The 7,231-nt window shown below is 40.4% G+C and carries 4 protein-coding genes; 2 read left to right on the top strand and 2 right to left on the bottom strand.

The window, feature by feature from the left end; translation table 11 throughout:
• Both dnaE and ACYVTD_RS08535 read right to left on the bottom strand, forming a co-directional pair.
• Positions 1–1,577: DNA polymerase III subunit alpha (gene dnaE, locus ACYVTD_RS08540; RefSeq protein ID WP_461247354.1), on the bottom strand; the 1,577-nt coding region annotated here is incomplete at its 3' end.
• 212 nt (positions 1,578–1,789) lie between these two features.
• Positions 1,790–2,017 carry a DUF6722 family protein gene (locus ACYVTD_RS08535; protein WP_461247353.1) on the bottom strand — a complete coding sequence of 76 codons (228 nt, stop codon included), beginning with the start codon at positions 2,015–2,017 and terminating at the stop codon, positions 1,790–1,792.
• Positions 2,018–2,223: 206 nt separating this feature from the next.
• Between ACYVTD_RS08535 and ACYVTD_RS08530 the strand changes: the two genes are divergently transcribed.
• Together ACYVTD_RS08530 and ACYVTD_RS08525 are read left to right on the top strand one after the other, a co-directional pair.
• Positions 2,224–4,326 carry an adenylate/guanylate cyclase domain-containing protein gene (locus ACYVTD_RS08530; protein ID WP_461247352.1) on the top strand — a complete coding sequence of 701 codons (2,103 nt, stop codon included), beginning with the start codon at positions 2,224–2,226 and terminating at the stop codon, positions 4,324–4,326.
• 89 nt (positions 4,327–4,415) lie between these two features.
• Positions 4,416–7,127, top strand: a complete 2,712-nt coding sequence (locus ACYVTD_RS08525) for an ATP-binding protein (protein ID WP_461247351.1) — start codon at positions 4,416–4,418, stop codon at positions 7,125–7,127.
• The last annotated feature ends 104 nt before the right edge of the window (positions 7,128–7,231 follow it).

Below are 7,231 nucleotides of genomic sequence, written 5' to 3'. Positions count from 1 at the left end.
CTTGCGATTTTGAATAATTCAGTAAAACGAGGATCGCTTTCCATATCTCTAAGACGAGGTTCTTCTTCTTTCGCTTTTTTCAAAGTAATTTCAGGATCAAACGAGATAAGTTTTGTTATCATTTCCGATTCTGAAATTGATATTCCCAAAACTCTTGCAACGTCTTTGATAACCGCTTTCGCTCCCAATGTTCCGAATGTGATTATCTGGGCTACTCTTTCCTTGCCGTAAGTGCGAGTAACATAATCTATTACTTCTTCACGCCCTTCATTTGCGAAATCAATGTCAAAATCGGGCATGGAAATACGTTCAGGATTCAAAAAGCGTTCAAATAAAAGTCCGTATTTTAATGGGTCAATATCTGTTATTCGTAAAGAATAAGCGACTATTGAACCCGCTCCAGAGCCTCGCCCGGGACCTACCGGAATGTCTTTTTCTTTGGCGTAATTTATAAAATCGGCTACGATTAAAAAGTATCCGGTATATCCCATGTTGATTATCGTTTCCAGCTCATAATCAGCACGCTTTTTTATTTCTTCCCATTTTTTTAAATCATTTTCTTTTTCTTTTGCATAACGCTTTTCAAGCCCCTCGGCTGTAAGATGTTTTAAGTATTCGCCGGGTTCCTTAAAACCTTCTGGAATTTTAAATTCAGGCAGATACTGCGGCAATTCTTTTGTCTCTATTTTTGGCACATCGGCGTTGCACCTGTTTGCTATTTTTACGGTATTTTCTATAGCCTGCGGATACTCGGCAAAAATTTCAGCCATTTCATCGCCTGTCTTAAAATAAAATTGATCCCCGTAATATTTTTTCCGCTTTTCTTCCGTGCGAACTTTTCCGGTTCCAATGCAAAGAAGAACGTCATGCGAAATATAATCGTCCTTGTTCAAATAATGAACGTCGTTTGTCGCTACAAGCGGAATATCGGTCTTTTTGGAAATCCCCACTACCGCCTCGTTAATGTCTTTTTGAGACAAATCGCTGCCCCTTAAACCGCCTGAAGGTATTCCGTGATCCTGTATCTCAAGATAAAAATTGGGGTTTCCGGCTTGATCTTTGCCAAAAAGGTCTTTGTAATAAATCGCCTTTTTTTCCGCTTCATCAATTTTACCTGCCTGAATAAGCCTTGCAATTTCTCCGCTCGCGCAGGCGGAAAGAGCGATAAGCCCCTCATGGTATTTTGATAAAAGTTCTTCGTCTATTCTTGGTCTGTAATAAAAACCTTCCGTGTACGCAAGAGAGCATAATTTTACAAGGTTAAAATAACCCGTTCGGTTATAGGCAAGAAGGACAAGGTGGTAATATTTATTTTCGTTCTCGGAGCCTTTTTTTTCAAGGCGAGAGCCGGGCGAAACATAGACCTCGCACCCGATTATCGGCTTTACGGGTCTTTTTCGCTTTTTATTGCCGCAGGCTGCGATAAAATCCATCGCCCCGAACATATTTCCGTGGTCTGTAAGCGCAATGTGACTCATTCCCAGTTCTTCCGCCCTATCAGCAAGCGACATTACAGAAACTGAAGCGTCCGCCAGTGAATAGTCGGAATGAACATGGAGATGGATGAATTCGGTCATTTGTTTGATGATAGCTTATAATTGGAAGATAGACAAGGTGGGGAATATGGGTAAAATAGCGAGGATTCTACCAATAATCACACGAATATTGACTATTGTTCTGCCAATTTTTTACTTTGGTGTTCACGCCAAGAGATAACACACCCCATTATTATAAAAGGAAGTCCGACCATAAATACTCCGCCAAATAAAATAATTGCGTCTTTCATTGGTTACTCCTTGTTTTCTTTCTTTTCTTTCACTGTCCAAAGAAGCCCAAATATAAAAAATATTATCGCTACTATAGACCCAATTGCTATTAGTATAACCTGAGGTATTGCGCCACGCAAGATACCACCGATAATTATACCACCAACTACCAACTTGCCCAAGTCAAGCAGTAATTTTCCCATGTTTTCTTTCATGGTTGTCTCTTTTCTAGGTTTTTTTTCTTTTCCCATTACTCCACCTCGTACATATAGTTTTTTTTAGCCTTCAAAAAAGGCTCACCTATATATGGCGCGAGAGTGTCATTTTGCTTGACTAAAAACGGAGAAATTTTGAAAATATTTTTACTTTTAGTACACGCAATAGTATCTATATACCGCATTTTTGTAGCCCGGTTAGGCTACTATACAAAAAAAGCGATAATCAGGTATTATAAAATATGCCTGTTTATAAGAATATTAAATACATTGTTTTATTGCTGTTTTTAACCGCCACGCAGGTTTTCGCGCAAAACGGTCGTACAAACGACACGTCAATCGCCTCCCCTTGGAGAAGGTTCTCCTCTAGCGTTGATTCAATCAAACTTGACAAGTTCCTTCTGTATGTCGGGAATCAGTCGGACATGACGGCAATGGCGGCGCATGAATTCGATATGCCGGGATTTGAGCCGTACTACGGAGGCGACTTACCAGACATGGCGGGTCGCAGTGAAAATTATTATGTTTTTAAAACTACGTTTTCCGTCAGCACGGATTGCAAGGACAGGGATATTTCGCTGTACTTCAACCCGCTGTTTACGCCGTTTGTTATTAGGATAAATAATATTGTAGTTTACCAATCAGGCATATACTCAGGCGGGGTGTACAGTACCGGAACATCTCTCGCCGCGCATATACCGCTTGCGGACGGATTGATTTATTATTCAGAGGATAACGCCCCAATAGAAAACGTCCTTGTAATCGAAGCGTTTCCTGAATACGAAAAAAATCCGCTGCCTGAATTTTCAATAGCAGAATATTCCGTTAATGAAAGAAAAGTATTTATAAAAAACCTCTTAACTTCAAACTTGGTGCTTATGGCTCAAGTTCTTTCGTTGCTTATCGCTTTTTATCATTTTCTCCTATTTTTTTCCAGAGGTCGCAATATCAAGTATTTGTATTTTTCGCTATTGTGCTTTTCATTCTTCCTTGCCTACGCTAATGTCGGCTTTGTCTATGCATCGGCGCATTATACCATGGTCGAGAAAGTAACTCGCGTTTTCCAAGTGTTATGTTTGCCGTTTTTTGCCGCATTTATAATTGAATCGGTTGGAATATTCGGGAACAAAAAGAAGTATATTGCCGCCGTTCTTCTTTTCTACAGCCTGTTATGCGCTTTATTCATAGCCATTCAAAATACAAAGCAAGCTATAAACGATATGTTTGGCGTTATGACAAATATCAATACGATCCCGATTCTGGCGGGAAGTATTATCATTCTCTCTTATGTCGTTTTTTTCAAGAAAAACAGCAAAGTTGTGCCATTTTTTATTATCGCTCTTACCGTCGCAGGGTGCAGTCTGAGAGATCTTTTTGTTTTACAAAGCGGTTCTGTTCCGTTGTTCTGGGCTGTTCCCTACTCTTTCATGATTATGGTAATTATCATTTACGCAATGCTGATGACCGAAGAAAATTTTATACAAAACGCTTTTTCCCGCTACCTTGCGCCGGAGATTATTTCTGAAATTATCAAAGACCCCGACAAGCTGAACCTTGGCGGCGAAAAGAGGGAGATGACAGCGATATTTACCGACATACAAAATTTCTCGGCAATTTCCGAACACCTTGATCCCGCCCATCTGGTACGACTCTTAAACAAATACCTTACAACGATGAGCGATATTATCATGGAACATCTTGGAACCATAGACAAATATTGGGGAGACGCGATTATCGCGTTCTTTGGCGCTCCTTTGTTCAACGCCGATCATGCCTCCCTTGCCTGCCGCAGCGCACTTGCAATTAAGACGGCGGAGAGGGAACTGAACAAAATGATAGTCAGCGAAAAATTGAGCCCTGTGCCGCTCTTTACTCGCATCGGAATAAATACAGGCGAAATGGTAGTAGGCAATATGGGCGCTGAAAAAAAGATGGACTATACAATCATGGGAAACGCGGTAAACCTTGCGTCTCGCATTGAAGGGGTAAACAAGCATTACCAAACAGGCGGCATATTGATAAGCGAATACACAAGGGAAAAAATAGGCGATGAGTTTCTGCTTCGCCGTATTGACCGCGTAAGAGTTGTTGGGATAAACACACCACTTCGCCTGTACGAATTACTGCCAACGGATACTGAACACGGCATGGTGGAAATTTGGGAAAAAGCGCTTGATTTATATGAAAAAAGCAAGTTTAAGGAGGCTTTTGCCATATTTGTTTCGCTGATAGAAACTTACCCCAATGACAATGTAGCCAAGTTTTACGCGCACAGATGCAAGGCGTTTATGGAAACCCCGCCGCCTCATGGTTGGGACGCGGTTAAAAATCTGACGGAGAAATGATATTTTCCCTATTTAACAGGCTGTAACACGGGCTTTTTTACGCATATTATACAATTTTATGTTAAATTTATTGTTTTTTTACTAATTTTATGATAAAATGTAATATGTCCTCGTTTTTTGAACTTTTTAAGAAAATAAAGTCCATACGCTCGTTATTTTTACAACTGCTGTTTGTAGTGTTGGCTTTTATTTTAATGATTTTATCAAGCAGTCTTTATGTCAGAAAAATGATGCATGCTAAAATAAACAGAGATGCCGAGGATATGCTTACCCAAACCAAACTTAAAATTGAAGCTGAACTGGCTGGATATGAAAATACTATGACCGCAATTTCAGGAACTTTGCGCGGAATGATTTTACGGGGCAATAACGAGTATATTGTTCAGGAATATATGCGGGACATCTTTAATGAATTACGGCAAACAAAGGACAAGGTAATACTTAACGACCTTTCAGGTTATTTTGACGTATTCAAAGGGAAATACATTTATGCCCCAGACAGAGAAATACCTAACGGCTATAATCCTACGGAAAAACAATGGTATAAGACGGCAGTTGAAGCCGGAGACAGAATAGCTGTTCTACCAATGTATCCTGATTCAAATACAAATGATCAAAGCATCGCCTATATACGCAGAATTTTTGATGAAAAAGGCAACCCGTTAGCTGCAATACGCATAATTATACCTCCCGACAGCATTAAAAAATATGCCGCCGATATGCATGTTACCAAGAACAGTTATGGTCTTTTTATGGACGAAAAACTGAATGTATTTTATTATCCTGAACCGAATATTGTAGGTAAAAACGCGCGAGAAATAAAAGGCGGATTTTCGCTGTTGGCAGACGAAGTTTTAGCCGGTGTTGACGTTACTGAACGCGAAGTAAAAAATTATAAAGACGAATTAATGATTGCCTTTACTTCCCGTCTTAAAAACGGATGGGTTTTATGCTTTGCGATACCCAAAGCCGAGTATTACCGCGAATTACACATAATGACTCTTATGCTCATTGTCCTTGGTACAATTCTGGCGGCTGTTTTAATTGTCATTTTAATAAGCGTTGACAGAACAAAAAACAAATTAGACGATGAAAATCGGAAAAAGAACATCTTGCTTACAACCATAGAAGCGGAACGGGAGGCGGACGAAGTTACCCAGCTTATGCTTGATGCCATGCCTCTAAGTTGTATGCTATGGGACGAGGATTGTAACATTACATCATGCAATAAAGAAACAGTAAAACTGTTTCAGTTATCCGGCAAACAGGAATTTTTAAACAAATTTTATGATCTTTCCCCCGAATACCAACCCAACGGAAGACCAACAAAAGAGTTGACTGTTGAATACATCAAAAAAGCGTTTAAAACAGGGTATCTCCGTTTTGAGTGGGCGCACCAAACACTGATGCGCGAACCCATTCCTGTCGAGATGACTCTGGTACGCATAAAGCACCGCGATGAATACGTTGTTGCAGGATACGCCAAAGATTTAAGAAAAGATAACGCGATGCTTGATGAAATGCAAAAAGCCCAGAATAATTTGCGTTTGGCGCGCGACACAGCGGAAGCCGCCAATCTTGCAAAAACAGTTTTCCTTGCCAACATGAGCCATGAGATAAGGACGCCAATGAACAGCATTATCGGATTCTCCGAGTTGGCAATGGACGACGAAATAAAACCTAACACAAGAGAATACCTTTATAAAATTATGGAAAGCGCGGAAGGGCTTTTACAGATTATAAATGACATTCTTGACATATCCAAAGTTGAATCTGGAAAAATGGAACTTGAGCATATTCCATTTGACCTGCACGAGATACTTGGTTATTGCCAAACAGTTATTGTTTCCAAATCCGTAAAAAAAGGCATTCATGTTTATTTCTATGCGGAGCCTTCAATCGGGAAAAAACTACTTGGAGACCCGACAAGGTTACGCCAAATACTGATTAACCTGCTTACCAACGCGGTAAAATTCACGAACACGGGAACTGTCAAACTTTCATCGACTATCAAAGAATCAACCGAAAACAGCATTACCTTATATTTTGAAATAAAAGACAGCGGTATCGGCATGACGCAGGAACAAATATCAAAAGTAAATGAACCATTTGTTCAAGGCGATTCAAGCATGACGCGCAAATACGGCGGTACTGGTCTTGGACTTCCCATAACCAAAAATTTAATCGGGCTTATGGGCGGCAGTATGGATGTGGAAAGCTCTCCTGGAATCGGCAGTAAATTCAGCTTTACTTTGAAATTCGATACAACAAACGAAACTGAAGAAACACAGGAACAAAAAGCGACGCTTGAAAAAATTGAGAAACCTTCTTTTGAAGGCGAGATACTTGTCTGCGAGGACAACGCCATGAATCAACGGGTTATATGCGAGTATCTTGCAAGAGTGGGGATAAAAGCCACTGTAGCCGGAAACGGCAAAGAAGGCGTAGATATGGTACGCGGGCGAATGGAAAGAGACGAAAAACCTTTCGATTTAATTTTTATGGATATACATATGCCGGTAATGGATGGGCTTGAAGCCGCGTCAATTATCAATAAATTACAAACAGGAACGCCCATCGTCGCCATGACTGCAAATATTCTGTCCACCGACAAAGAGCTTTACAAAAGGAACGGAATGCCCGATTATCTGGGGAAACCTTTTACTTCCCAAGTGTTATGGCGTTGTCTGTTGAAATTTATTTTCCGCGAATGTAACTTACGGCGGATTCCTAAGACAATCCCGCCCTCGCGGTTGCATCGTAAAAGAATGTCGGAACTACCTTATCATCAAGTGATTTAGAGGATTTTTGCGTTATTAATCTAATGTCGTCCATCAGGCTCCATAGATCTTCTAGTCGAGCCCTATCAAACTGACTGCCACTGTACACACTCTTCATTTAGATC

The organism is Treponema sp. R6D11 (assembly GCF_054786075.1).
The sequence above is the reverse complement of the archived record's forward strand: the minus strand, read 5'-3'. Positions and strand labels throughout refer to the sequence as shown.